This window comes from Komagataeibacter swingsii, from assembly GCF_003207895.1.
In the GTDB taxonomy this organism is placed as follows: Bacteria; Pseudomonadota; Alphaproteobacteria; order Acetobacterales; family Acetobacteraceae; genus Komagataeibacter; species Komagataeibacter swingsii.
Genome location: NZ_NKUB01000020.1, coordinates 24682 through 48226, shown reverse-complemented (window position 1 = coordinate 48226; position 23545 = coordinate 24682). Strand labels below are relative to the sequence as shown.

The 23545-nt window shown below is 58.4% G+C and carries 16 protein-coding genes and 1 pseudogene; 8 read left to right on the top strand and 9 right to left on the bottom strand.

Annotation, left to right across the window (positions count from 1 at the left end; all coding sequences use genetic code 11):
• The coding region (locus CFR76_RS13130; RefSeq protein WP_167402143.1) for a transposase at positions 1-261 on the bottom strand (261 nt) is incomplete at its 3' end.
• Positions 262-374: 113 nt separating this feature from the next.
• On the opposite strand from CFR76_RS13130, the pseudogene CFR76_RS18495 reads away from it, so the two are divergent.
• Positions 375-1081: pseudogene (locus tag CFR76_RS18495) on the top strand (IS5 family transposase); the annotation flags it as partial.
• A 387-nt stretch (positions 1082-1468) separates the two neighbouring features.
• Here the strand turns inward: CFR76_RS18495 and CFR76_RS13110 are convergent.
• Complete coding sequence (locus CFR76_RS13110; protein WP_167402142.1) at positions 1469-3190, bottom strand: glycosyltransferase family 9 protein; 1722 nt, start codon at positions 3188-3190, stop codon at positions 1469-1471.
• Between the two features lie 285 nt (positions 3191-3475).
• Here CFR76_RS13110 and CFR76_RS17790 point away from each other — a divergent pair, with 285 nt between their 5' ends.
• The gene (locus tag CFR76_RS17790; protein WP_146222684.1) at positions 3476-3805 is read left to right on the top strand and encodes a hypothetical protein; all 330 of its coding nucleotides are present in this window, start codon (positions 3476-3478) and stop codon (positions 3803-3805) included.
• On the opposite strand, the gene CFR76_RS13105 is transcribed toward CFR76_RS17790, so the two are convergent.
• From CFR76_RS13105 to CFR76_RS13080, 6 genes are all read right to left on the bottom strand, one after another.
• Positions 3758-7504: a glycosyltransferase gene (locus CFR76_RS13105; RefSeq protein ID WP_110557441.1), complete on the bottom strand. Its 3747-nt coding sequence runs from the start codon at positions 7502-7504 to the stop codon at positions 3758-3760. The two genes, CFR76_RS17790 and CFR76_RS13105, sit on opposite strands and share 48 nt — an antisense overlap.
• Before the next feature lie 71 nt (positions 7505-7575).
• Complete coding sequence (locus tag CFR76_RS13100; protein WP_110557440.1) at positions 7576-9963, bottom strand: glycosyltransferase family 2 protein; 2388 nt, start codon at positions 9961-9963, stop codon at positions 7576-7578.
• A gap of 286 nt (positions 9964-10249) precedes the next feature.
• Positions 10250-11329 carry a transporter gene (locus tag CFR76_RS13095; protein ID WP_408884372.1) on the bottom strand — a complete coding sequence of 360 codons (1080 nt, stop codon included), beginning with the start codon at positions 11327-11329 and terminating at the stop codon, positions 10250-10252.
• A gap of 101 nt (positions 11330-11430) precedes the next feature.
• Positions 11431-11832, bottom strand: a complete 402-nt coding sequence (locus tag CFR76_RS13090) for a DUF3597 domain-containing protein (RefSeq protein ID WP_110557438.1) — start codon at positions 11830-11832, stop codon at positions 11431-11433.
• A gap of 78 nt (positions 11833-11910) precedes the next feature.
• The gene (gene ahcY, locus CFR76_RS13085) at positions 11911-13209 is read right to left on the bottom strand and encodes an adenosylhomocysteinase (RefSeq protein ID WP_110557437.1); all 1299 of its coding nucleotides are present in this window, start codon (positions 13207-13209) and stop codon (positions 11911-11913) included.
• An 80-nt stretch (positions 13210-13289) separates the two neighbouring features.
• Positions 13290-14339: a dipeptidase gene (locus tag CFR76_RS13080; RefSeq protein WP_208624003.1), complete on the bottom strand. Its 1050-nt coding sequence runs from the start codon at positions 14337-14339 to the stop codon at positions 13290-13292.
• A gap of 190 nt (positions 14340-14529) precedes the next feature.
• Here CFR76_RS13080 and CFR76_RS13075 point away from each other — a divergent pair, with 190 nt between their 5' ends.
• The 4 genes from CFR76_RS13075 to CFR76_RS13060 all read left to right on the top strand — a co-directional run bounded on the left by CFR76_RS13075 (position 14530) and on the right by CFR76_RS13060 (position 18520).
• Positions 14530-15366: an aldo/keto reductase gene (locus CFR76_RS13075; RefSeq protein ID WP_110557435.1), complete on the top strand. Its 837-nt coding sequence runs from the start codon at positions 14530-14532 to the stop codon at positions 15364-15366.
• A 269-nt stretch (positions 15367-15635) separates the two neighbouring features.
• On the top strand, positions 15636-16763 hold the full coding sequence (locus tag CFR76_RS13070) for a lytic transglycosylase domain-containing protein (RefSeq protein ID WP_244191943.1): 1128 nt from the start codon (positions 15636-15638) through the stop codon (positions 16761-16763).
• Between the two features lie 35 nt (positions 16764-16798).
• Positions 16799-17413 carry a peroxiredoxin gene (locus tag CFR76_RS13065; RefSeq protein ID WP_110557433.1) on the top strand — a complete coding sequence of 205 codons (615 nt, stop codon included), beginning with the start codon at positions 16799-16801 and terminating at the stop codon, positions 17411-17413.
• Positions 17414-17794: 381 nt separating this feature from the next.
• Positions 17795-18520, top strand: coding sequence for a CbtA family protein (locus tag CFR76_RS13060; protein WP_110557447.1), 726 nt, complete (start codon positions 17795-17797; stop codon positions 18518-18520).
• Here the strand turns inward: CFR76_RS13060 and CFR76_RS13055 are convergent.
• A complete protein-coding gene (locus tag CFR76_RS13055) occupies positions 18511-19704 on the bottom strand; it encodes an extracellular solute-binding protein (RefSeq protein WP_110557432.1) in 1194 nt (397 codons plus the stop codon). The genes CFR76_RS13060 and CFR76_RS13055 overlap by 10 nt on opposite strands.
• Before the next feature lie 243 nt (positions 19705-19947).
• Here CFR76_RS13055 and CFR76_RS13050 point away from each other — a divergent pair, with 243 nt between their 5' ends.
• Both CFR76_RS13050 and CFR76_RS13045 read left to right on the top strand, forming a co-directional pair.
• The gene (locus tag CFR76_RS13050; RefSeq protein WP_244191942.1) at positions 19948-21066 is read left to right on the top strand and encodes a lysophospholipid acyltransferase family protein; all 1119 of its coding nucleotides are present in this window, start codon (positions 19948-19950) and stop codon (positions 21064-21066) included.
• A 153-nt stretch (positions 21067-21219) separates the two neighbouring features.
• Complete coding sequence (locus CFR76_RS13045) at positions 21220-23457, top strand: EAL domain-containing protein (RefSeq protein ID WP_110557430.1); 2238 nt, start codon at positions 21220-21222, stop codon at positions 23455-23457.
• Positions 23458-23545: the final 88 nt, after the last annotated feature.

Genomic DNA, 23545 nt, shown 5'->3' with positions numbered 1-23545 from the left:
GATGTCGCGATATGTCGCCCGCTCGATCCGGCGTGAGGAAAACAACCCGTTCGCATAGCTGAAGATCAGAAGGGCCAGCATCAGGCGCGGATGATACTGTGCCTTGCCTCCCGTGCGCACTGGCACGCAGAACGCACTCATCGGAACCCGCTCAACGGCGGCTAAAATGAAATGCGCCATATCATCAGCCGGAAGCCACGACTTCAGATCAGGCGGCAGAAGATACGGCTGAGACCGGTCAAACGGGATGAAGCTGCTCATCACACCACCTTACAACTTCACCTCTTCACAGGGTACCCCAACCCGACAGGCTGCTAGGGCCTGTTAGGTCTTGAATAACAGAACGGACTGCATAGCTGTTTATAATGAGCATGATGCAGTCTGTCTTCTCCGATACCACATGTTCCGTCTGGGAGCCTTTGATCGAGGAAGTCCGTCCGAAGGGCAAGACCCCACCGAAGAACCTTCGACGGACGATTTCCGCGATTTTCTGGCGCCATCAGAACGGCGCGAAGTGGCTTGCCTTGCCATCTGAGTTTGGTCCCTGGTGGATTGCAGCACAGTCATTCATTCGCTGGTCGAAGCTCGGTGTATGGCAGCGCCTCTTTGAAAAGGTAAGAGGCGCGGACCCGGAATTGGGTATGGTCTTTCTTGATGGCACGGTGATCCGTGCCCATCACAAGGCAGCCGGAGCGGCTAAAAAAGGGGGCACAGAGAGCGCCGAAAGGATCGTGAGGCTCTTGGCCGCTCACGTGGAGGATTTGGCACCAAGGTCTGTGTAGCTGCGGACAGTCATGGCAGGACACTGTCCTTCACACTGTCGCCCGGACAGGCACATGAACTGCCATCCGCTTATTCCCTGCTCGACGACCTGCCACACCCACCGACCTATGTCGTCTGTGATCGCGGATATGCCTCGCATAAATTCCGTGAATATCTCTGGGACCGGGGATCTCGTCCTGTCATCCCGTCAAGGAAGAATGATCCGGAAGTCGCTTGTCCCAAATGGGCTTACAAACGCCGGCACCTGGTCGAAAATCTGTGGGCAAGGCTCAAGGAGTGGCGGACAGGAAGGACGCAGCAGTCTTTCTGTAGCGTGAGGAAATAGCCCGCCATTTCTTGAGCCTTACCCACAAGTTGCCTAGCAACAGCTTGAACGGACAAGATAGCACGATGCTTTGATGATATCATGAAAATCAATTGCCCGTTTCCGGCCTCGCCGGTTCGCAGGTGGTATCAGGGGCTATGCGCTTCCATTCCTCATCGCTAATTCCATGAAACTGGTCAGCACAGCGATCGGTTCCGACGAATGGGTTATTTCAGTTTCGTCTGTCGAAATCGCGTAATCCTGCTGGTCGATTTTTTCCTTCAAGGGAAGCAGATCAGTAATGTAACGAGATGCCGCCCAGTCTCCATGTGATAACTGCTCCTTCCATAAATTATTGATCGCAATGTTTGGGAATGTGCCTTATGATAAATTCTCCCTTCCATTGGATAAATGGGCAGAAACCCTTTCAAAACATTGCAGGAACGCACGATAGACATCATCTACTGTTATGCTTTTAATACATATCGTATCTGCATCGCATGAATCCAGATCATTGTTTATGATGCATCCAGCACAGGGAACAGGTTTGGTCACGATAACGCCTCTTTGATTCTGTCCCCATTCCTGCCAGTTCAGACGTGCGAGATGAATGCTGATTGTTTCTATGCCACGGACCGCAGCAAGATGTTTGGGGCCTGTATCGTTTGAAATCATCAATAATGAATTGGATACGATTGCATCAAACTGTGTAATTGTTAAGTTGCTAAGCATGACAAAAGGAAGATGATCCACATTCCCTAATTTTTTTATTTCTGACTCATCATCAAAAAAAATGACAATTCTCATACCAGTATTTGAATGTATTTTTTCAGCAAGATTGATAAAATTTTCTGTTTTCCATTTATTCATGGCGTGTCGAGCGCCGGTATGAATAACCATATATTTGTTTTTTGTTATTCTGTATTTATAAAAAATGGAATTTTCGTCATGATCTTTAACTGGCAGGCGTGGCACGATTTCCTGCTTTGGACTGATAGCCTGAGCCAATGCATTAATAAGCATGGCAATGTGGCTGGCATGACTGATAATGGATAGGCTGTTCAGCTTATCATGTGAATCTACGGTAATACCAAAATCCAGAAAACGGAATTTTTCAGGTTTAAATCCTACACGGTAATGTGCGGAAAAAAGTTGCAAAAGCGGGCGGCTATCATCGACCGGTGATAGATCAATTGCCAGATCATAATGGCGATCTGAAAATATTTCTTTTATTTTTTCTTTTTCGTCATCTGTTATAAACCGGCTTTCACTTTCAGCATGAAAATTTAAGCTGATGGGCAAGGTTTCATCTGCAATTCCTGATGCTTCAATGATCGGAATTACATTGCTCTGGGTCAAGGTCGTGATATGCGCATCAGGGAACATGCGTTTTATATAAAGTACACTTGGAAGAGATGACATGACATCTCCAAGCTGGTCTATTCTTAGTAGTATTATTGATTTAATGGGGGTTGAAAATATACCTGTTCCCGGATTCCTTATCATTGCAGGTCTGGAGGATACTGTTGTAACAGGGTTTTCTGATGGATTATCATTTGATGGCGTGTAGGAATCAGAGCGTTTGAAATCCTCTATAAAATAAGCTGGTAAATCATTTTCTCTAATAACATCAACTGTCAGCTCCTTTTCAGACACAAGTTTTTCATGATGCCTGAATTCAAGGGCCAGCTTTATTCCTTCTTTTTTTTCAATAATGCCACTATCTATCCATATATTCGCTGACCATATATTAATGCCATTTTCGGAACCAATATGCTTGGGAACAGCTCGGCCAATTATTGCTCCAGAATCTTTTTTTCTTATATTGGCAATTGTAACGGTTCCTGGAATGGAAATGATGGCACGAACCGCGACAATGCCCAATAAAACAGGTGTTTTGTTTTTCGATAAAATATTGCCACATTGAATGACGTGAATTCTAAAAAATGGGAAAACTGTAGGCAATAATCCAAACTGTAATTTATTTATAATTTTTTTAAATATATGATTTTTGGTTTTCTTATTGAAATTATCAAGCGCTTTCCCTGGGGCGGAATGCATACGGTAGTATTGCGTACTACGAAGTTTTTTTTTCTTTAACATTTGGCGCCTCATTTATATCGAAAGCTACTGCTACCCCCTTTCGTTGCCGCGCAAAAGAAGGGTGTCCGGGTTTTATGGCTTGTGTCGGGCGTGATGACAAGGAAGGTGGAAGTATGCCTTCGGGTTCCTTGTCCGGCAATCTGTTTCGGTGCTCTGTCTTCCCATTGAGGTGTGGGCGGGGCGAACAATGATGGCCCGATATCAGAAACCGTCCATTCCGGACACTGTCCGTGACCTGCTTCTGGCCTATCGTGCCGTGGCGGCTGCTGACAGCTTGCTGGATGCATGAAACAGGCGCTGGCGGCGCAGATTTGCAACCGTAAATTTGGTTACCACGTGGAGGCGAGATCGGGGCAGGGCGGCGGAAATGTCATCACAGTCATGGTCAAAAGATGCGCCGGACGGTTCAGGATGCATCATGTCAGACACCCGCATGTTGGCTTCCTGAAAGAGTATTGGGCAGGCGACATGGCGGGCGATCAGTCGCGGCAGGTGTCATGTTCTGGCTATACGCCTGAACCAAGACACGTCAGTTGTGACAGAAGTATGGATGAACCGGTTGCATTTTTACACGACATGCCCGGTTTCCAGTACCTGACGATAAATGTCTATTAGCTCTTTGCCCTGTTCTGCCGCACTGCGAAGCTTGGTCTCAAATTCCGGGGGATGAGTGTATATTTCCGGATGTGCATCGATTTTATGTAAGATGGACTTCAGTCCAGCCGTCGATGAAACATCAATGATATGACCATTTCTGTTTTCCACAACAGGCTGGCCGATGGCACCGCGATCCGAACTGACAACCCAGCATTTATGCGCCAGGGCCTCGCGCGTTACCAGACCGTAGCTTTCAAACCAGCATGAAGGCGCAAGCAGCACGTCAATATGACGATACAGTTGGGAAATCTGGCTGTCCGGGACTTTCCCGATAATTTCCACAGGGGTCGTGCCCCATTCTTCCGCATGGCAGAATCCCGACATGCGTGAAAGATCAATGACGGTGAAATGCAGATTATGGAACTGTTCTGTTTTTAATACCTCCCGGATCAGATCAAAGCCCTTGTGCTGGGCCATGCCCCCAATCAGCGCCAGTCGCACCCGGCCGGTCGGGGAAATGCTTTTTTCACAGGGATCAGGAAACGCAGAGAGACCGTTTTCAACCGTCATGACATGGGGCACGCCACAACTGCGATATAGCGCGGCAAACGGTTCTGATACGGCCAGGACAGCTTTGGCGCCGTCCAGGGCAGGCTTGAGCGCCTGCATGCGCTCTGTTTCAGGAAGCTGGGCAGGCAGCGAAGCTATATTGCTGTAATTGTAAAGGGAATCTGGCTGTTTTTCATCAATAAACTGTTCGTCTGAAATCCACCATGAATCATGCACCGTGATGACATAAGGAATATTTGCTTCCCGAGCGACATCAACGACAGAGACCGTAAGGCGCTGGATACAGTGGAAATGAATGATATCTGGCTGGAATTCCTTCAGGGTGGCGGAGAATATGTCCCCCATTTTCCTGTCATGATAAGGTACTATGCCTTCCCCCCGATGGGAGCGGGTGACTGCCTTGACCCTTACGCCTTCCCAGGCATAGGTCTCGATTTCATATTCTTTTTCAGCGCCGTCAATAACGCACACAACATCTATATTGAACTCATTGCCGTAATTCTGTTTCATGTACATGACATTGTCATGTACGACGCGCGTTGCCCCCCCGATTACCTGCGGCGCATAAAAAACATGCACAACCAGCAGGCGCTTGCGTGTATCGGCAACAACAGGGGGGGAAACCGTATTGAATATGGTTTTTATATTTTCCGCTTTTCGGGAAAGGGAATATTTTTCATGGACTTCTGCCTGGGCATTCAGGCCGATCTGTCGTCGCAGCCTGTTGTCTGACACAAGCAGATCGAGTGCATCCGTCCATTCCCCTGTCGTGGAACACATGATTCCCGTTCGCCCGTCCTCGATTGCGGCCTCGTAGGCCGGGGTACGGCTGACAATGGACGGAATGGCGAACATTGCCGCTTCCATCCATTTATTCTCGCTTTTTGCATCCGTATGCGGTGAACGCTTGAGAACGGCCAGATTGATATCCGCCTGACTGAGCAGTGACCAGTATTGATGAATGTCCCATATCGGTTCGCTTAACGTCAGTCGGTCGCCGGCTTCCTTACGGAAGGTATCCGAAAGCGGTAACCAGCCCAAAATGACAAATCGTACCCGCGCCCCATGACGGCGCGCGATCTCCAGCAGGGCTGGCTCCAGCAGTTCCAGAAAATCCTGCTTATGCGCGCGTGTTCCCGAACCATAGAAGATGGTGATGACGTCGTTATCGGCTTCTGGCGGCTTATAGGTCAGGTAGCGTTCGTGGTCCGCACCCATTGCATTCTGATGCAGGAACGCTTTTTTCTGCCTGACATAAGGCTGCATGGCTTCGGCCAGTACCGCAGTCGATGCAATGGCATAATCGCACATGCGCAGCACACCCAATGTCAATGGGGGACCCATCCCCTCACGAATATGCTGTGCATATGTAATCTGACCTGCATATGTTTCATAAGGGTCCGGGTAATGCTGCGACTGAAATAACAGGTCATCTATTTCATAAAACGTAATCAGGCCCGCCACCCGTGCGGCTTCCACCGCACGGATAATGGAAGGGCTGGCAAAAACCCTGTAGAATATGACTGCGTCAAAACGGTTTATATCTGCAACGAACTTCTCATGGTCCCGATTGGCGTCATAAAATGCAACATCGAAACCGGCCGCCTTTATCTGTTCTTCTTTTTGTAATATCCGATAGAAATAACACTGTTCCAGTTCCGTAATGCCAAATAGCGCGACTGAACGGATCGGGCGTGGCGGCAGGATCTCGGCACCGCTATCCTGTGTTACGACCGCACAATATCGGTCAAGGGTACGGATTCCGTCCGCCCGACGTTCCATATGTGCCTGATCCTGATAGGATCGCATGGCGGCATGGAAATAGATTTCAGCAATTTTCCATCGCAGGTCACGCAGGGAAGCAATGGCGGGATAATCCCGGATCAGTTGCAGAACATCATCATAGGCTTCGTCATGATGAACCAATCCCAACGCGCATTTTGCCATGCCAAGCCGGAACCGGTACCCATGCCGGGTGTCTTTGCCCAGTTTTTCAAGGCACCATTTTGCCAGCAGGTACTGTTCCAGCGTTATCTGGTACTCGGCGTAAAGCAGGAGCGCCTCTTCATGATGCGGAAAGACATCCAGCAGGCGTTCAAGCAATAAGGCAGCGGATTTTCCATCCCCTTTATCAAATAGATATTCCGCGCCCATCTGGAATAGAAAGGCCGTTCGGGCCGTGGGCCTGATCCCCTGCAGCATATCTCCACGCACCAGGGCGGCAATAACCGTTGATTGCTCCAGATTGTCGATAAGGTTTGCCACGCCCCCATCGCTTTCGCCGTATTCAAGGGCCTTGCGCAATGCCATCCAGACGGTGGAATTGGGGGCATGCCCATGCATGATCCCCTGATTTAACCAGTAACGATAAATGTCTTCCCCTGACATGTCGGGAAGTCCATAGTTTTCCTGATAGAAGGCTGGTTCGAATTCCATGCCTTTCCGGACGGCGAACTGGTTCCGCACGCCGGTTGTCGTAAAATGCTTCAGGCTATTGAACATGAGATCATCAGGATCTACCCCTGTAATCTTATGCTTTTGGGCATAATAATCCCGATCAAACAGGGTCAGGAAATCTGTAGTCAGGCCATGAGTATGTAAAAAATGCGACAGGTTCAGGTATATTCCCTTACGTTCGAACGCCTTTCTGTCTTTTTCGCTGATCGCATCGGATTCAATATCAATATTATAATTTTTCTTTAAAAATTTGGCATCGGGTGTAAAATCAATGGTCTTTTTTGTCATGACCGCGCCACCCAGCGCAATCAGTTCCAGACGTGAATCCTTGTTGGCCGGATCGAGTGCCAGTGACTTGCGGAATGCCTCGATGGCCGCCTCCCGCATGCCAAGAATTTTATAGCTTCGGCCCAATTGCAGGAAACTGTCCGCACTGGGCACCATAGCTGTACCACGCGCATAGGCCTGCATCGCTTCGCTGGCCTGTCCCATATGCCCCAGGGCATGGCCATACTGTATCCATATGCGTGCCTGATCGGGATTGTATGCCAGGGCCTGGGCATAGTGTTCCCTGGCGGTTTTCCAATCATGCTGCCGTGCTGCGGCACGGGCTGCTGAAACGGCTTTTAACGCCTTGATCGTACTGTGGGGACGCAGCAGCAGGTTACGGATCTTCAGGGCTTTGGGCACAGTACGGGTGTCTTTCTGTCAGTCTTTATCGCTATGGCGTCAATGCCGATGGCTTCCTGAAAATGGCGTAATCAGATCGGGCAGGCCACCGGCATGTTCTGCGTTACAATATCCACGAATGATGTCAGGTCATATTTTGCATCACCTGAAGCATTGGTCATGTGAAGACGACCGAATGAATGACCACGAGGGGAGAAATAACGGAAAGCGCAATCCTGCATGTTGTCCATGTCAGCATCATAGAAAACAGTGCGGCAGGCATTGCCGAGCATATCGGTAATGGAATAGAATTTATCAACGGATGCAACAACGCAGTCCATATCCTGTGCGACAGCAAGACTGGCGGCATCTTTTATCGTATTGACCCGGACATAGGGACACGTATCCGTACCCGTCCCGGCGCGACCCCCACCAATAGTGACGTTATAACCCGCATTCAGCAGCGCCTGTGCCTGCAATTCTACAAAAGGATGGATTTTTTCATCATGCGGGTATGCTGGCAGCAGGATCAGAATGTTGCCTGCATGGGAAATGCCAGGGATACGCCGCCAGAATTTTCCGCGCCGTGGTGGCCATGCCAGTCCATAAAGGTGGAATATATCAAGATTGGGATTGTAATAGGGATCGTTTTCAAACACATCCACATGACGGTCCCGCGTCCGCTTCAGTTCTTCACGGCAGAGCGCCTGCTTGTCCGGGGTATCATCATATCCACGCGAACGGGATTCGTAATGAAGCATGAGCGGCGTGCCGATCGTGATATTCCGATATCCCTTCTCCTGTGCCGCCAGGCATAGAAGCGTATCGTTGAAGGCAACCGCAAGATGAATGTCCAGCCCCCCCAGTTCCTCGAACACGGACTTTCGGATGGCAAGGCAGGCCGCGGTAACCGCCGAGACCTCCCGCGTGGCATTCATGAGACCAAAATAGCCGCCATCATCTGCTTTCAGGCCGATGCCGGCATGGTCCGTGCCGCCGCCTCCCTTGCCAATCACGCATCCCGCATGCTGCACCGTGCGGTTGTCATACAGCAGTTTTCCGCCCACAGCCGCGACATCTTTCTTGATCGCCTGTGACATCAGCAGTTTCAGCCATGCGGGCGTAAGCACTTCGGTATCATTGTTCAGCAGGACAATGATATCATTATGGGCCTGTGCGGCGGCCAGATTGTTAAGGCGTGAGTAATTGAAAGGTCCGTCATCGCGAATGACAGTAAAGCGGTTCTCGCCCTGACCCGCGGACAGGTAGTCAAGCGTGGCACGCTCGACCGACCCGTTATCAACAATGATGATTTCGATCCTGTCGGACGGATAATCCGTCCGCGTCTTGATACTGTCCAGGCAGGCGCGCAACAGGCCAAGACGGTCCCGGGTCGGGATAATGATGGAAACGGTCGGCCAACCGCCCGTCGGACAGGAGAGAAGGGGCGGCGTGCCATGCTGACGGTCTGGTTCAGGTCCCAGCAGATGGGACAGGATGAACGGGATATGACATGTCTGCGCGCGGGAAAGACCTTCCACGGCCTGTTGCAGCACGGCCTGCATGTCCTGCCCCGCCAGCAGCGCCGTATGGACATGCCGGTTCAGTGCCGCATTTCCCGCCAGCATGCTGCCGCCGGTCAGGTAATCCACGTGATACAGCAGTTCTGGCGAGAAATCAGGCTTGAAAAAGGGAGTATGCCGGGTCCCGCCCCGCGAACGCATGTCTTCATCGCCATAAACCAGACGCGCCCCGCTGCGTGCGGCGCAGGAAAGGGCAAGAAGGGCATGGGGGCGCAGGCAGACATGACCGGACGCCAGGACCAGCGCCTCATCCTCCTGCAGCATGGGGAAGGGAGCAGCAGCCGTGATGCGGGCATCAGCGATACGGGCGTTGACTGCGGCCACCTGTTGCGCATCACATGACGGATCAAACAGGAAAATCGCCCGCCAGTTTGTAAAGTATTGGGCTTGCAGGCTTTCTATAATTTCAGCAGCATTGCACAGCGTATGGCTGTCAAACTGGTACAGGATACGGACAGGAGCGAACTGGCGGTGATACGTGGTTTCGATCTGCTGGAAAATATCCATGTCCGCATCATGCAGGATATCGAAACGGGCGATCCAGTCGGCATAGGCGCGCCTTACGCCCGCCGGGGGCAGGGGCGCATCATCGACCTGTTGTAAGGCGGCAGATGACCCATCCTTCAGCATGGACGCCACGCGGCGACTGACACGACTGCCCCAATTGACGATTTTCTGCTGCCCTGTCTGTATAAGATCACGCTGCTTGAGCACCGCAGGGCGTATTTTACGTACGGGCAACGTGAGGTGCCATGACAGGGAATGACGCAGCTTGTAAATCCGCTGATCCCGCAGGGCCGTTTCCATCTGCGCCTGTCCCAGTTGCAGGCGGACCCTTACGATCTCCTGTTCCAGGGCTGAATGTTCATCCGTGGAAGAAGAAAATTTGCTGGTCATATGAAGGGATTTGTCCGTTCAGCCTGTACTGGCGATAGTGTATATCCGAGCCATTGCAGGTCGGCAAATTCTAACACTTTTCATGGAAATTCATCAATCCGCGTAAAGTTTCCCATGATGATAATGACGCCAGAAGATCATTGCGGCGCAATTGCCTGCACGACATCCCTCAATGCGGTGGGATCGGGACGTTTCAGGGGCGTGTCTGGCGTCAGATGATGCGCGTGGGTCGGAAGGGGTATCGCTGGCTCCGGAAACAGCCTGACTGGATTAGGCAGGGTCCTGACTACAGCAGCTTCATGACTTTCAGCAGCAGCCACGTAATCATCATGAACACGAAGCAGATACCGCCTGCCTCCACGGTGCCCAGTGTGCCCGTGGCCAGAAACATGCCGCCAGTATTCATGCCGAAAAAGCCGGTCACAAAGGTTGCGGGCAGCATGAGCGTGGTCACGATGGACACGGTGTACAGGCGGCGGTTGGTCTCCTCCGCCTGACCGGACGCCAGTTCGTCCTGCAGCGACCGGGCGCGGTCCTGTAGCGCCAGAAGGTCATCAAGGGCTGCGTGGATCTGGCGCTGCGAACGGTCGCGGATGTCATCTTCCGCCCATTCGGGCAGGTCCAGGTCCTCGTTATGGAAAATGCGGTCCACGGGCGAAATCACGCGGCGCAGTTCGGTCGAACGGCGGCGCACGCGCCCGATCAGCCCACTTATGCGGCCGAAATCGGTGTGCTGGTCCAGTGTCAGCAGCAGGTCCTCGGCACGGTCCAGCTGGTCATCCAGCATGGCGATATTGCGCCGTACGGTATCGGCGAATTCCAGCAGGGTATGGTCCACGACCTCGGCGGGGGAGTCGAATGACGCCCGCTGCATGGCGCGGTAAATGACGCCCAGGGCCGGAACCGGCTGGCGGCGTGTGGTGATCAGCAGGGTAGGCAGGACCGCAAAACGCCATGCGGACAGGTTCTTGTCATCTTCCGACATGGCATCGTCAAAGCCGGGCAGGGCGCCATAGACGATGTCGCCTTCCGCCTCGACATTGGTGCCGCGATCGGTGCTGCCCAATGCAAGGCGCACTTCCTCGGGCAGGCAGGGAATGGCCTGGATGTGGGCGCGGCTGGCCGTGTGGACAATGTCGTAATGCAGCCAGACCCATGTGGCCGGCTCATCGGGGGGGCTGCCTTCAAGCGCGCGGGCGATCTGTTCATCCGTCAGGCGCTCGGGTTTCTGGCCCGGCTGGCAGGCAATGGCCCATACCAGCCCGTTGGAGACGGCGGACGCGGATAACATGTCGGCAGACAGCCCGGTGGCGGTGTCCATCATGGGGAAATCGGGGACGTTTCCCATCGCGTATCCCTCCGTCATGCTGCTGGTCCGGCTGGTTCTGGTGGCCCTGTCCGTGGCTGATACGAAACGGGCGGCCGGTGGCCGTTGGCCACGCGCCCGCCCGTTACACCAGCGGCGTATTACTTCATCAGATCAGGGGAAACCTTGCCGCCATTTTCCGCCAGCTTCTGCATGACCTGCTTGATCAGCCAGATGTTCATCGGCGCGGTGTCGTTCATGTCGCCGGTGTAGTGCAGTTCCGTCGCCAGTTGCTTGCGCGCGGCCAGCGAGTTGTCGAGGCCCAGCAGGCGCATCAGGTCCACGATGGAGGTCTGCCAGTTCAGTTTTTCGGGGTATTTGGCTGCCAGCGCGGTCAGCACGGCGTTCACGTCCACCGGCTGCGCCGGGGCGGCAGGGGCCGCAGCCACGGCCGCTGCGGGTGCGCCTGCGGCAGGTGCCGCGGTGGCAGCGGCGGCCGGGGTGGCGGCAGCGGCGGTGTGGCTGCCGAAAATCTTGGACAGGATTGAACCGAAGATGCTCATGTTCTCTTTACTCCATCACATGATGTGGTCCGGCGGATGCCGGACCCCTCACGCGTATGTTAGGGACGTTTGCAGCGCTTAGTAACGATACAGATCATTCTTGAACGGGCCATTGACCGGCACGCCGATGTAATCCGCCTGCGCTTTTGACAGCTTCGACAGCTTCGCGCCGACCTTGGCGAGGTGGAGGAACGCCACCTTTTCATCCAGGTGCTTGGGCAGGGTATAGACCTTGTTTTCGTACTTGCCTTCGGGCGCCTGCCACAGGTCGATCTGCGCCAGCGTCTGGTTGGTGAAGGACGCGGACATGACGAAGGACGGGTGGCCCGTCGCGTTGCCCAGGTTCACCAGGCGGCCTTCGGACAGCACGATCAGGCGCTTGCCATCGGGGAAGATGACCTCGTCCACCTGCGGCTTGATGTTGTCCCATTTGTAGTTGCGCAGGGCGTTGATCTGGATTTCGGAATCGAAATGCCCGATGTTGCACACGATGGCGCGGTTCTTCATCTCGCGCATGTGCTCGATGGTGATGACGCCTTCGTTGCCGGTCGCGGTGACGAAGATGTCGCCGCGCGGCGCGCCTTCTTCCATCGTCACGACCTCATAGCCTTCCATCGCGGCCTGCAGCGCGCAGATGGGGTCAACCTCGGTCACCAGCACGCGGCAGCCCGCGTTGCGCAGCGATGCGGCCGAACCCTTGCCCACGTCGCCATAACCGGCGACCACGGCAACCTTGCCCGCCATCATCACGTCCGTGCCACGGCGGATCGCGTCCACCAGGCTTTCACGGCAGCCATACAGGTTGTCGAACTTCGACTTCGTGACGCTGTCGTTGACGTTGATGGCCGGAACCTTTAGCAGGCCCTTCTTGGCCATGTCCCACAGGCGATGCACGCCCGTCGTGGTCTCTTCGGAGACACCGCGCACGTCATTGAGCATCTCGGGATACTTCTCGTGCATGAGCGTCGTCAGGTCCCCGCCGTCGTCGAGGATCATGTTCGGCGTCCAGCCATCCGGCCCCTTGATGGTCTGCTCGATGCACCACCAGAACTCGTCCTCGGTCAGGCCCTTCCACGCGAACACGGGCACGCCGGTCGCGGCGATGGCGGCGGCCGCCTGGTCCTGCGTCGAGAAGATGTTGCACGAGGACCAGCGCACCGTGGCGCCCAGCGCCGTCAGCGTCTCGATCAGCACGGCGGTCTGGATCGTCATGTGCAGGCAGCCGGCGATGCGCGCGCCTTTCAGCGGCTTGGACGCGCCGTATTCCTCGCGGAGCGCCATAAGTCCCGGCATTTCGCCTTCAGCGATCGAGATTTCCTTGCGGCCCCAGTCGGCAAGCGAGATGTCCTTGACCTTGTAATCAGTGCTGGCAGTCATTTTCTATCCTGTATTCGTCAATGCGGCACAGGATATACCCCGTCGAGCGCATGTGATCCAGAGCGCGCGGGATTTCATGGTCACGCGAACGTGCTGGCGACCTCTTCCGCCTGTTTCAGGATACGCAGGAAATTTTCCCCCCACAGGGCCGCGATCTGGCTGCGGTCATAGCCACGGCGCAGCAGTTCCGCCGTAAGATTGGGCGATTCCGAAGCATCGGCCCAGCCGCGTATGCCGCCGCCGCCATCGAAGTCGGACGAGATGCCGACATGCTTGATTCCGATTCGCTGCACGGCGTAGTCGATATGGTCCACGAAGTCCGCCACCGTGACCGGGCGCATGTCGCGCACGTCACGCGGGCGCAGGAAGGCGTCCATGGCGGTAATGTGGATGACCCCGCCACACGCCTTCAGCGCGTCAAGCTGCCCGTCGTCAAGGTTGCGCGGGTGATCGCACAGGGCGCGCACGCAGGAATGGCTGGCGAAGACCGGTGCGCGGGACAGTTCGACCGCCTGCATCATGGTGTCGCGTGACGTATGCGACACATCGACCAGCATGCCCACGCGGTTCATCTCGGCCACCGCGTCGCGGCCAAGGCCGGACAGGCCGCCATGCAGCGTTTCGGGATCGGCAAGATGGTGCATGGGGCGCGCCGAATCGGCCAGCTGGTTGTGCCCGTTATGCGTCAGCGTCATGTAGCGCGCGCCCATGGCCCGGAAACGCGCGACAAGCGACAGGTCCTCGCCAATCGCATAACCGTTTTCCACGGCGGGGATGATGGCGATTTCCCCGGCGTCATAGGCGGCGCGCACCGCCGCCGCCGTATCGCATGTCCGCACGCCCGGAATCCGGCCCGTCTCCCCGATCACGCGCAGCATGGCTTCCGCCCGCGTGGACGCCGCCGCATGTCCCGTCGCGTCACGCGCACCCTGTCCCACATAGGCCACAAGGCACGCGGCCTTCAGGCCACCTGCGCGCATGCGCGGCAGGTCCACCCGTCGCGACGGGGCGCCCGTGGCAAAGTCGTCCCGGTCCGGCCACGGTATGTCCACATGCGTATCGATGGTCAGCAGCGTGCGGTGCAGTGCGGTCGCGTCGGTGTCGGATATGTCGGTCGGTGCGTCAGTCATGGAGCCTCCAGCAATGGTGATAATGAACCACATGCAGCCCAGTCCTGAAAACTGGGCATAAACCAAAAGTGGCTGCCTGTCGTTAGGGTAGGGACCGGCGACGCACGTCCAGCCCCCGGCCCGGTCGCCACCCTGCCGCCTGCGCGCAGGGCACCATGAGCCGCCGGGAGCGCCTGACGAAGGAACGACCATGACCACCTCCATCCCCCTGCTCAAGCTGAATGATGGCCACAAGATCCCCGCCATGGGGTTCGGCACCTATCCACTGGACAACCCGCAGGCCGAAAAGGCCGTGCGCGAGGCCCTTTCGGCGGGCTATCGGCTGTTCGATACTGCGTCACGCTACGGAAATGAAAGCGGGGTGGGGACCGGGCTGGTCAGCTTCGATGTGGGGCGCGAGGATATTTTCGTCACCACCAAGCTGCGCGGCGCCGACCAAGGGTATGACAGCACACTGCGCGCGTTTGATGAAAGCCTTGCACGCCTGAAGATGAGCTATGTCGACCTGTACCTGATCCACTGGCCGCTGCCCGCCAAGGACCTGTATGTCGAAAGCTGGAAGGCGATGATCCGCCTGCAGAAGGAAGGACGCATCCGTTCGATCGGCGTCTCCAACTTCCTGCCTGAACACCTGCAACGCCTGATTGATGAAACCGGCGTCACCCCCGCCGTCAACCAGATCGAGATGCATGCCGACTTCGCGCAGTCGGAACTGGTCGCCCTGCATAAAAAGCTGGGTATCCTGACCGAGGCCTGGAGTCCGCTGGGGCGCGGCAAGCTGCTGGAAAACCCCGTTGTCAAACGGATTGCGGACCGGCACGGCAGGTCCACGGCCCAGGTCCTGCTGCGCTGGGTGATCGACTGCGGCGCGGTCCCCATTCCCAAGAGCGCACATCCCGACCGCATGCGCGCGAACCTGCATTCGTTCGATTTCCAGTTGACGCCGGATGATATGGGCGACCTTGCGACGCTCGACAGCCCCCACAACCGCACGGGTGGCGACCCTGCCACCTTTGTCGAGGAATAACCTGTTAAGAAGTAAAAGTTTTTTGGGGCCGCCTTTTTTAAAAAGGCGGCGTTCCTCGAAGCTTTTTGAAAAAAGCTTCACCAGAAACTTTTCTATAATCTGCAGGTTCGCCTTAACCTGACCCGTCGGTTACGTCATGGACATGTCAGCGGGTCAGGATTGCACAAGCCAAAGCCACGCTGTTATGGTGCGGCGCCCGTCCCGTCGGGCGGGCCATGTTGGCGCGTCTGCCATGGGGAAACGGGCATGACCGGGATCATACCACCAGCATGGCACCAGCGCAGGCAGTAGCGGCATCTGACGGACATGGCGGCCTGGCCGCGCAGGCTTCCCCCATGCGGCGGTCGCTGCGATGGCTGGCGCTGGGGTTCGCGGGCATGCTGGCGGCCTGCGCCAGCAATCCTTCTCCTGAAATGAGTGAGGAACAGATCATCCACGAGGCCGAGTCCTATCGTGCCCGTGCCCAGAGCAGCTATACCCCGCCGGGACCGCCGGAAGACCCGTGGGGGCCTTATATCAACGAGGCCTCGCAGCGTTTCGATGTGCCTGGTGTCTGGATCCGCGAGGTCATGCGGCGCGAGTCGGGGGGGCAGCTGTACCATAATGGCCAGTTCGTGACCTCGCTGCCGGGCGCCATGGGGCTGATGCAGCTCATGCCGCCTACCTATGATGCGATGCGCACGCGCTACAACCTTGGCCCCGATGCGTATGAACCGCACGACAATATCACGGCGGGTACGGCCTATATCCGTGAAATGTACGACATTTACGGCTCCCCCGGTTTCCTTGCCGCCTATAATAGCGGGCCGGGGCGGCTGGATGACTTCCTTGACCGCTACCATACCCTGCCCAAGGAAACGCGTGATTACGTCGCCTCCATCGGGCCACGGATCGCGGGAAGCACTCCTGTAAACCGTTCACAGGCCGACCTGCTGGTGGAAGCGCGCGCCCTTGCCCGCGCGCAGGCGGCGCAGAACGCGCGGGGCGGGCAGAGCCGGGGCCGCCGGCTTCTGGCGTCCGTGCCGCGCGGGGCCGCCGCCGATACCCCATCGCCCGAAGCCGCCGCCGTGCGCGCGGCATGGAGCGCCCGTGAGCAGAGCGGGCTGGCCCCGATGGCGGCAGCCGGAACCCGCCCCGGCGTCATCAGCATGGGCAACAGCCATGACTGGATGGTGCAGGTCGGCGCCTATGGCTCGATCGGACAGGCCGAGCATGCGGCGGGGCAGGCACGGGCGAAGGTTTCGTTCAGTGGCGTGCATACGCAGGTCGCGACCGTTGCATCGGGGCGCCGTCATGTCTATCGTGCAAGGCTGACCGGCCTGTCGCACGAAGCGGCCCAGCAGGTCTGTCAGCGACTGGGCGGATCAGGATGCCAGATCCTGCCGCCAACCACATGACGGCATAAACCCTGCCCGCAGGGTGATGAGGATACATGAGGTATTTTTACAGGCGTTCGCGCTGGTCCCTGCCGGGACTGTGCCTGCCGCTGGTCGGTGTCATGGCGTTCGCCGGCTTTGTCTGTTTTTCCCCCGCGCGCGCGGCCCTGCCAGTCGGCAGCCAGGCCCCGATGTTTGATGCGCAGGCCACCACCAATGGCAGCGAGTTCGATTTCCGCCTGGCCGATGCGCTGCGGCAGGGGCCGGTGGTGCTGTATTTCTACCCTGCCGCCTTTACCCGTGGCTGCACCATGGAAGCGCATGACTTCGCCAACGCCATGGACCAGTATAAGGCGCTGGGTGCTATGGTCATTGGCGTTTCCACCGATGACATGCCGACCCTCGACCGTTTTTCCGTAAGCGAGGGCCATGGCCGCTTCCCCGTCGCGACCGACCCGAAGGGCCAGATCGCGAAGATGTATGACAGCCGCCTGCCGCTGGTGAACCGCGCCAGCCGCACGTCCTATGTCATCGCCCCGGACGGCAAGGTGATTTATGCCTACAGCGCCCTGTCGCCCAAGGGGCATGTCAGCGGGACGCTGGACGCGCTGAAGCAGTGGCGCGCGGCGCAGGGCAATGCCAGCAAGGTCACGCTGCCTGCGAAACCTTAGTAAAAGCCTGTTTCAAAAACAGAATATTGATAAATCAAAAGTTTTTGGGTGCCGCCTTTTTTCAAAAAGGCGGCGTTCCTCGAAGCTTTTTGTAAAAAGCTTCACCAAAAACGTCTTATGATTTCAGATGGTTTTCTGAAGTGGTCCCCGGGGCCGCAACATTGACTTGCGCGCCCCGCACGGTATTGACTGGCATTTCCGTATCCGTGGGGAGAAGCCGGTGGGATTCCGGCACGGTCGCGCCACTGTACACCGCAGCCCCTGCGGAAGTCAGACCTCCCGGCGGATGGAACTTCATTCCGTTACGGGACGCGCTTTCCCGACAGGAGATCTGACCCCCATGTCCTTCATTTCCCCCCGCATGAACCGGGATGCGCCCTGATGGCCGGACGCCTTCTGCTGCGCGGTATGCTGGCGGGTATTGCCGCTGCCATCCTTGCCTTCCTGTTCGCCCGTGTGTTCGGTGAACCGCAGGTCAACCTGGCCATTGCCTTTGAATCCGCCATGGATGCGGCATCGGGCGAGCCACCGGAACCCGAACTGGTCAGCCGGGGCGTGCAGGCGTCGCTTGGCCTGCTGACGGCCGCCATCATGTACGGCGCGGCCTATGGCGGGCTGTTTGCGCTGGTGTTCTCGCTGGCGTACGGACGCATCGGCCGGTTTTCGCCGCGCATGCTGTCCATGCTGCTGGCGGGGGCGGGATTCCTTGCCGTGGTGCTGGTGCCGTACCTGAAATACCCGGCCAATCCCCCTGCCGTGGGGCAGCCGGAAACCATTGGCCTGCGCACGACCGCCTATTTTGAAATGATCGTCTTTTCGCTGTGCGCGCTGACGCTGGCGGTCCTGTCGGGCCGCGCCCTGGCCGTGCGCCTTGGTGACTGGGGCGCGACGTTATGTGGCGGGGCGGTGTTCGTGGTGCTGGTGGCGCTGCTGCAATGGGCGCTGCCCGACATCAGTGAAGTGCCGGACAATTTCCCCGCCGCCCTGCTGTGGCGCTTCCGCGAGGCCGCCCTTGGCATGCAGGTCGTGCTGTGGGGCAGCCTCGGGCTGGTGTTCGGCATGATGGCCGACCGGCTGCTGGGACGCGGCGCGTCCCGTTACGGCTGAACCGGCGTATCCTCCCCATCATGGCCGCCGCCGATCCTGTCCGGCGTCGGGGCGGCGCTGGGGGTATTGTCCTTCATCACCTTGTCCCATATCGCGTGCAGCCTGGTGTCCATGCCGTCATCCAGCATGGGGAAAGGGTGGCTTGCCGCGATATAGGCAGGCTGTTGGTCCCAGTGCAGGGCGGCTTTCGTATCCGCATCAAGCGGTGCGTTGGCGTTGGCGGGCATGCCCCAGAAACATGATGACGTGGCCAGCCGCGCCTGCGCCGCGGGCGTGCGCAGGTATTGCGCGAAGGCCAGCGCCAGCGCCTTGCGCTGCGAGGACTCGATGATCGAGATGCCATGCTGCCACCGGATGCCGCCCTGCCGGGGCAGGGTGAATGTCAGCTCCGGGCGCTGTTTCGGGGTATCGGGTTGCGCCGTGGGCGTGCTGACCGCCCCCCCTTCGCCCACGCCCGCCGTGGTCCATGCGCCGCCGCCCACGACAATATCCACCACGCCATCCGCCAGGGCCTGCTGCACGCTGGCGCTGTCGCCCACCAGTGTCGCGTTGGCGCGCAGGCTTGCCAGCTTGTCCTGCAACGCGGGCAGGTCGGCCTCCGTCAGGTGCGCGGGATCAAGCCCCAGCGCCAGGGCGATATAGGACAGGATGGGCAGGTAGCTGTCATAAATCGCGATATGCCCGTGATAGCGCGGCTGCCACACCGCGTTGATATCCTGCATGTCCTGCGCGCTGACATGGGCCTGGTTGAAGGCCACGGCGTGAAAGCCGTATTTTTCCGGCACCGAGTAAAGCCGCCCCTGATAGGAGCCGGCGGCCGGGCTGGCAATCGCCGCGGGAATGCCATCCGACGGGAAATCAGCAGGTTCCAGCGGCGCCAGCAGGCCAGCGGCGGCCAGTTGCGGGGCGGCGGTTTCCTCCAGGATCACAACGTCCCAGTCGCCCGCCTGCGACTGGCGCAGGATGGTCCGGGCGGCGGTGGTGCTGTCGATATCCTTGAAATGGACCCGTACCTTGTTCGCCTGTTCAAAGGGGCCGAGCAGTTCCGGGTCTTCATGGTCACACCATGTCAGCACGTTCAGCACATCATCCGCCGCCCGTGTCGGGCCGGGCCGGATGGCTGCAAGGATGATGAGGGCGGTCGTGGCGGCAGCAAGGGGGCCGCGACGGCTGCATGCGGACATAAGGGACAACTCCTGAAGGATGGGGACCCAACATGGACGGGTATGCACGACGGGTCCAGTCAGGAAGAATTACAGATGTGACAAACAGGCCGCATGGCGCGCATGGATCATCATGGCCGCATAATATGACCGCATGATGAAAGGGTTGATGCATGCCGCGCCGTTGCGTGCGGGACACGCCGCATGCCCTGCACGTTTTCGCCATATTGTCCCGCGCCATCGGGTGGGGCTATGGATAGGCGCATGATTGCCGATTTCATCCGCCGCCTTGTCCGGCGCCGCGCCCCGCAGCCTGTGTCCCGGTCCACGTCGCGCGCCACCCGCCCGGTGATTGCGCCACAGCCCGGCTCGGTCGCGGAACGGGCCATCGCCACCACGACGGTCCTGCCCTCGGGGCGGCTGCGCGCCTGCGCCCGGACCGCGCGCGGGGTGGGGCGCCTGGCCGCCATTACCGTATGGGTGCCGCTGTCGGTCGGGTTCGAGGCGGTGCTGCTGCTGGTGCCCGGCACGGCCAAGATCCGGTGGACGCGCATGGTCTGGGGCGGGCTGTGCCTGCTGCTGTCGCTGCGCATCCGCGTGGTGGGACGCAGGGCGGGCGGCGTGGGCGGCCGGCGCGCGCGACAGAATGGCGAACGCCCGGTGATCTATGTGTCCAACCATTCGTCGTGGCTGGATGTGCCGGTGCTGGGCACGGTGCTGCCATCCAATTTCGTGGCCAAGGGCGATATCGAGGGCTGGCCCATCATGGGCCTTGTCTCGCGCATTGGCCGGACCATATTCGTCAGCCGCCAGCGCAGCACCACCGGCCGCGAACGCGACGAAATGCTGCACCGCCTGATGGTGGAGGGCGACAACCTGATCCTGTTCCCCGAAGGCACGTCGTCCGACGGGTCGCGGGTGCTGCCGTTCCTGTCCGCCTTTTTCGCCATTGCCAAGCCGCCGCGCCTGCCGCCGGGCAAGGGGCCGGTGGCGCCGGAAAGCGAGGCCGAGGCCATCGCGGCGCGTCCTGGCATGACGCCGCTGATCCAGCCGGTATCGGTGGTGTATGACCGGCTGGAGGGCCTGCCGGTCAACCATGCGCGCCGCCCGGTCTTTGCCTGGTATGGCGACATGGAACTGGGGCCGCATGTGTGGCAGCTGGTCAAGTGGCGGTCGATGCGCGCGACGGTACTGCTGCACGCGCCGCTGGACCCCGATGATTTCCCCAGCCGCAAGGCGCTGGCGCAGGCGGCGTGGCGGGCGGTGGCCGCGGGGGCGGCCGAACTGCGCCAGAACCAGCCCCAGCCGGAAAACGAAACCGCGTATGCCTGCCGTCCGCTGGCGGGCATGCTGCCGCAGGATCTTGAACGGAACCGGAACTGAGGGCTTTGTGTCAAGATTGAGACATGTCATGTTTCCACTCCCCCTTACCTCCTAGGGTAGCCCCCCAATCGACGGTCCCGGTGGCGCCTGCCGCCGGATAGGGCTGGTCTGTCCGGCATGGCGCCGCAAGGGGGCGTGCCACGATCAGGGAGAGTGATCTCACATGGCGCGACGGGTCGTGCCAACGTTCTGGAGTTTACGGTGGATCAGCCGAAGATAAGCGCCGATGTCCTGCTTTCCGCGATGGAACAGGCCATTGATCCCATGGTCGTGATTGACGAGCATAATCGCATCATCCTGTTCAACGCCGCGGCTGAACGGATATGGGGCCTGACGCGCGCGCAGGTGATGGGCCAGAATGTCAGCTGCCTTGTGCCGCAGGCGGACCGTGCCCTGCATGACAGCTATATCGACCGTAACCGCGAGACGGGCGAAGGCCGCATTGTCGGTACATCGCGTGAGGTCGAATTCCGCCGCGCCAATGGCGAATATGTATGCGGTGAGCTGTCGATTTCGCGCGTGCAGGTGGGCCAGACGGGCGGGATCTACTACATCGCCGTCATGAAGGACGTGACGGAGCAGAGCCGCCAGCGCAAGATCCTGATCCTGCAGAACGAGGTGCTCCAGTCACTGGCGTCCGATGTGACCCTGCAGGAAGTGAGCGACCAGCTATGCCGCCGCGTGGACGGCTTCGTGCCCGGCGGGGTGGCGGCGCTCATACTGTTTGACAGCGCGCGCAAGGTCTCCGTCACGTCTTCCCCCGGCATGCCCAATCGCTACCGCTCGGCGCTGGACAGCATGCAACTGACACCCGAACAGATGGACGCGCTGCGCAAAGACCCCGCCAGCAGCAACATCGTGGTGTGGGATGGCTATTCCTCCCTTGCCCGCTCACTGGGGCTGGAGCGGTGCTGTTCTTCCGCCGTCATTTCCCGCACGGGGCAGGTCATGGGCGTGTTCGCCCTGTACCTGCGGGATGACGAGCCATCGCTGGCATGGCCCGAACGGGTGGTTTCAACCTGCATGCCCTTCTGCGCGCTGGCGATCGAACAGAACCAGACGCGCCAGCATATTGCCCAGCTATCCAATTTCGACAGCCTGACCGGGTTGATGAACCGTACGTCGCTGCATAACGTCATCGAACGCCTGATCATGCGCGGGGGGGACAGCCAGTTCTCGCTGTTCATGGTGGATATCGACCGTTTCCGCGATATCAACGACGCGCTGGGCCATGTGAACGCCGACCGTTTCCTGATCGAGATCGGCCGCCGCATCCGTTCGCTGGTCAATGACGAATATATCGTCAGCCGCTCGGGTGGGGACGAGTTCATCATTGTCGTGCCCGACTGTTCGCACAAGCGCGCGGAACAGTTTGCCGAAAACCTGATCAACGCCATCGCCAGGCCCCTGCAGGTGGGCGAGAACACGCTGAGCATTTCCTGTAGTGTCGGCATCAGCACGTTCCCTGAAAACGGACCGGACAGCGAATCCCTGCTCAGCCTGGCCGATTCCGCCGCCCGTCAGGCAAAGGAGGACGGGCGCGGCCTGTACCGCTTCGCCGGGCATGAAAAGAACCAGGTGGCGCAGGAACGGCTGATGCTGGGGTCCGCGCTGCGCGACTCGCTGGCCAAGGGCATGCTCAGGCTGCATTACCAGCCGCAGGTGGAAACCATGACCGGGGGCCTGTACGGGGTCGAGGCCCTGTCGCGGTGGCATCACCCGACACTGGGCAACATCTATCCCTCCCGTTTCATCGCGGTGGCGGAGGATACCGGCCAGATCGAGGCCATCGGCCGCTGGTCGCTGCAGGAAGCCTGTGCCCAGATGGTGAAATGGGACCGCGACGGGGTGCATGTGCCCACGGTCGCGGTCAACCTGTCGGCGGTGCATTTCCGCAACCGCGCGCTGCCGGAATATATCGCCAACCTGTTGAAGCAGCATGGCCTGACGCCGGACCGCCTGACGGTGGAAATCACCGAAAGCGTGATGATGGATAACAGCAGCGACACGGAGGAGGTGCTGTACGCCATCCGCAAGCTGGATGTCGGGCTGTCGATGGATGATTTCGGCACGGGGTATTCGTCGCTTTCAAGGCTGACGCGCCTGCCGCTTACGGAAATCAAGATCGACCGCAGCTTCATCAATGATTTCGAGCATGATACCAATGCCCAGGCCGTGACCATGGCCGTGATCGGCATCGGGTCGCGCCTGGGCATGACGGTGGTGACCGAAGGGGTCGAGACCGAACAGCAGTGGCGCCTGCTGGAGGAACTGAACTGTGATGTGATGCAGGGCTACCTGTTCGCGAAACCCCTGCCGCCGGAAGAACTGGAAAAATGGTTCCGTGAGCGGCAGGAACGCGGCTCGTTCCTTATCCCGACCAAGGCGTGATATGGCGTGGTCTCTGGTCTGGTGAAGCCGCATGGGTATATCATGCACTGTTCCGGTCCTGTTGCCGGGCTGATTCCATGAAGCATTC

What these genes read in the sequence shown, in the direction of transcription:
- CFR76_RS13110 (WP_167402142.1), bottom strand. Translation starts at nt 3,190, where the DNA reads ATGTTAAAGAAAAAAAAACTTCGTAGTACGCAATACTACCGTATGCAT.
- CFR76_RS17790 (WP_146222684.1), top strand. Translation starts at nt 3,476, where the DNA reads ATGAAACAGGCGCTGGCGGCGCAGATTTGCAACCGTAAATTTGGTTAC.
- CFR76_RS13100 (WP_110557440.1), bottom strand. Translation starts at nt 9,963, where the DNA reads ATGACCAGCAAATTTTCTTCTTCCACGGATGAACATTCAGCCCTGGAA.
- CFR76_RS13095 (WP_408884372.1), bottom strand. Translation starts at nt 11,329, where the DNA reads ATGACGGAGGGATACGCGATGGGAAACGTCCCCGATTTCCCCATGATG.
- CFR76_RS13090 (WP_110557438.1), bottom strand. Translation starts at nt 11,832, where the DNA reads ATGAGCATCTTCGGTTCAATCCTGTCCAAGATTTTCGGCAGCCACACC.
- ahcY (WP_110557437.1), bottom strand. Translation starts at nt 13,209, where the DNA reads ATGACTGCCAGCACTGATTACAAGGTCAAGGACATCTCGCTTGCCGAC.
- CFR76_RS13080 (WP_208624003.1), bottom strand. Translation starts at nt 14,339, where the DNA reads ATGACTGACGCACCGACCGACATATCCGACACCGACGCGACCGCACTG.
- CFR76_RS13075 (WP_110557435.1), top strand. Translation starts at nt 14,530, where the DNA reads ATGACCACCTCCATCCCCCTGCTCAAGCTGAATGATGGCCACAAGATC.
- CFR76_RS13070 (WP_244191943.1), top strand. Translation starts at nt 15,636, where the DNA reads ATGGCACCAGCGCAGGCAGTAGCGGCATCTGACGGACATGGCGGCCTG.
- CFR76_RS13065 (WP_110557433.1), top strand. Translation starts at nt 16,799, where the DNA reads ATGAGGTATTTTTACAGGCGTTCGCGCTGGTCCCTGCCGGGACTGTGC.
- CFR76_RS13060 (WP_110557447.1), top strand. Translation starts at nt 17,795, where the DNA reads ATGGCCGGACGCCTTCTGCTGCGCGGTATGCTGGCGGGTATTGCCGCT.
- CFR76_RS13055 (WP_110557432.1), bottom strand. Translation starts at nt 19,704, where the DNA reads ATGTCCGCATGCAGCCGTCGCGGCCCCCTTGCTGCCGCCACGACCGCC.
- CFR76_RS13050 (WP_244191942.1), top strand. Translation starts at nt 19,948, where the DNA reads ATGATTGCCGATTTCATCCGCCGCCTTGTCCGGCGCCGCGCCCCGCAG.